Source organism: Micromonospora sp. D75, assembly GCF_018070405.1.
GTDB classification, from domain to species: domain Bacteria; phylum Actinomycetota; class Actinomycetes; order Mycobacteriales; family Micromonosporaceae; genus Micromonospora; species Micromonospora chalcea.
Window position 1 is genome coordinate 1 of record NZ_JAGPXV010000785.1, and the last position, 2371, is coordinate 2371.

3 protein-coding genes are annotated in these 2371 nt (G+C 75.5%); 1 reads left to right on the top strand and 2 read right to left on the bottom strand.

Annotated elements, in window-relative coordinates; translation table 11 throughout:
* On the top strand, positions 1-640 hold a 640-nt coding region (locus KBX39_RS28990), incomplete at its 5' end, for an SDR family NAD(P)-dependent oxidoreductase (protein WP_210873589.1).
* A 10-nt stretch (positions 641-650) separates the two neighbouring features.
* Here the strand turns inward: KBX39_RS28990 and KBX39_RS28995 are convergent.
* On the bottom strand, positions 651-1460 hold the full coding sequence (locus KBX39_RS28995; protein ID WP_210873591.1) for an SDR family oxidoreductase: 810 nt from the start codon (positions 1458-1460) through the stop codon (positions 651-653).
* Positions 1457-2197: a hypothetical protein gene (locus tag KBX39_RS29000; protein ID WP_051611041.1), complete on the bottom strand. Its 741-nt coding sequence runs from the start codon at positions 2195-2197 to the stop codon at positions 1457-1459. The genes KBX39_RS28995 and KBX39_RS29000 overlap by 4 nt, the downstream gene beginning before the upstream one ends.
* Positions 2198-2371: the final 174 nt, after the last annotated feature.

The following is a 2371-nucleotide window of genomic DNA, read 5'->3' on the forward strand; positions in this document are numbered from 1 at the left end:
GGGACTCGTGGTGTCCGCCTGGGACCTCGACGCCGCCGCACTCGCGGCGGTGAGCGCCGCGGTCCGCGCGACGGGCGGGGTGGTCGACCCGCACGTGGTCGACGTCGCCGACGAGGCGGCCGTGCGCGCGGCCCTGGCCGGGACCCGCTCGGCGTACGGGCCGGTGCGCCACCTCATCAACAACGCCGGCCCGTCCTCGGCGACCGAACTCGACTTCGACCACGCCGTACGGCTGTGTGTCGGCAGCGTACGGTCGGTGACCCGGGCCTGGCTCGAACAGGCCCCGCCCGGGGCGACCCTCGTGAACACCGCCTCGGTCGCCGGCACCGTCGTGGGCACCGCCTCCGACTGGTACAGCGCGGCGAAGGCAGCGATCGTCGGCTACACCCGGCACCTGGCGGCGCACCGGGCCGACGTCGTACGGGCCAACGCGGTCGCACCCGGCATGGTGGACACCCCGAGGTTGCGGGGCTTCGCCGGGTCCCCGACGGGGCAGTCCGTGCTGGCCCGGGTGCCGAGCCACCGGATGGCCACACCGGACGAGATCGCCTGGCCGATCCTCTTCCTGCTCTCGCCGCTGGCCTCGTACGTCAACGGGGCGGTGCTCGTCGTCGACGGCGGGTGGACCGTCACGCAGTGAACGCGGCCGGTCAGCTCGGGTCGGTGCCCGGGCCGCCGAGCATCGCCCGCATCCCGCCGTGGTTGCCGGCGACGAGGGCGGCCCGGTCCGGTCCGGAGCGCCGCGCGGCGACCTCGGCCTGCTGGCGCACCACGTGCACCGGGCCGGCGCCCAGGGCCGCCAGCCCCTCGGCGGCGACGTCGGCCGGGTCGGCCGCGCCGGTCAGGTCGAGGCCGGCGCGCGCCATGGCGGGGGTGGCAGTGAGCCCGAGCACCAGGTGCAGCACGTCGACACCGCCCTGCCGCAGCTCGAGCCAGAGGCCCTCGGTGAAGATCCGGGTGAAGGCCTTGGCGGCGGCGTAGACGCCGATGTCGGCGTGGCCGAGGTAGCCGGCCGAGGAGCCGACGACGAGGATGCCGCCGCGGCCGCGTGCGGCGAGCCGGGCGCCGAGCTCCCGGCAGAGTTCGAGCGGGCGGGTCACGTTGAGATCGATGACGGCCCGGACCCGGGCGAGGTCCGCCTCGACGAAGCGGCTGCGGTAGGTGTTCGCGCCCGCGTTGAGGACGAGCAGGCCGAGGTCGAGGTCGGCGACGGCCTCGACGATCCGGGCGGTCGCGTCCGCGTCGAGCAGGTCCAGGGCGAGCACGCGGCACGGGACCCCGTGCGCCCGGACCCGGTCGGCGGTCTCCCCGAGCGGCGCGGGCTTGCGGGCGACGAGCACGATGCCCAGGCCGGCCCGGGCCAGCTGCTCGGCGAACGCGGCGCCGACCCCCTCGGAACCGCCGACGACCAGGGCCCAGGGCCCGTAGCGCTCGAACAGTCCGGCGGTGGCTTCGCTCATGCCACGCGGTCCGTCGCCGTGGCGGGCTCGTCGAACCAGTCCCACTCCCAGGGTGTGATGGTGGCCAGGGGCCCGGTGAACAGCGGGGTGGCCGTGCCGGCGAGCGCCGTGGGCGGGGCCGCCGGCGGATCCGCGGCCAGGGCCCGCGCGAACTCGACCGGGTCGGCTTCGAGGTAGGTGAGCCGGATCCGCACGACGGGTCCGTCGGGGCGGCTGCGGCTCGGGGCGCTGCGGAAGGTCCACACGCCCGCGACGCCATCGCGCGCGAGCAGGTCGGGCACCTGCGTCTCGTGCTCGAACCGGGACAGGTCGGCCACGTCCGGGCGCTGGGACGTCTCGACCCGGCTCACCTCGACGTACACCCCGCGGTGGGGCCGGAACGGCAGCGCGGCGAGGGTGACGAGGGCCCGGGGTGCGACGTGGCCCTGGACGGGCCGGAACATCCGGGTCATCGGCCGTTCGGTCCAGGCCAGCTCCGGACGCCGGCCCTGGTGGATCGCCCGGTCGCCGAGATCCGTCCACTCGGCGACCGCGTCCGCGGCCGGCTCGGCGAACCAGTACATCGCCATGTACTGGCTGCCGGCGAGGGCGGGATCGGGGTAGCTGCCGAGCCGCTCGCACGCGGGCGTACGCACCCAGCGGTCGCCGTGCACGACACCGGGCAGGGCGAGGTTCTCGGGGCGGTGGTCGAGCTGATGCCAGGCGTTGTAGTCGCGATGGCGGGCGGGGTCGGTCACCTTCGGAAACGAGAAGAAGGCTCGGGTGGCTGTCGCTGGGGTGCTGGGGAGCATCTCGGCCCTCTTCGCGGGTCGGGGCGCTGGTGACGCACGATCGGTCCGGTGTCGCCGCCGGGGCGCGGCCGGTGTTTCGAGCCTTGACCCTAGGGCAACGCCGGTCATATGGTCAAGCAA

Bases quoted from the DNA above. Each gene is read 5' to 3' on its own strand.
- KBX39_RS28995 (WP_210873591.1), bottom strand. From the start codon at position 1,460: ATGAGCGAAGCCACCGCCGGACTGTTCGAGCGCTACGGGCCCTGGGCC.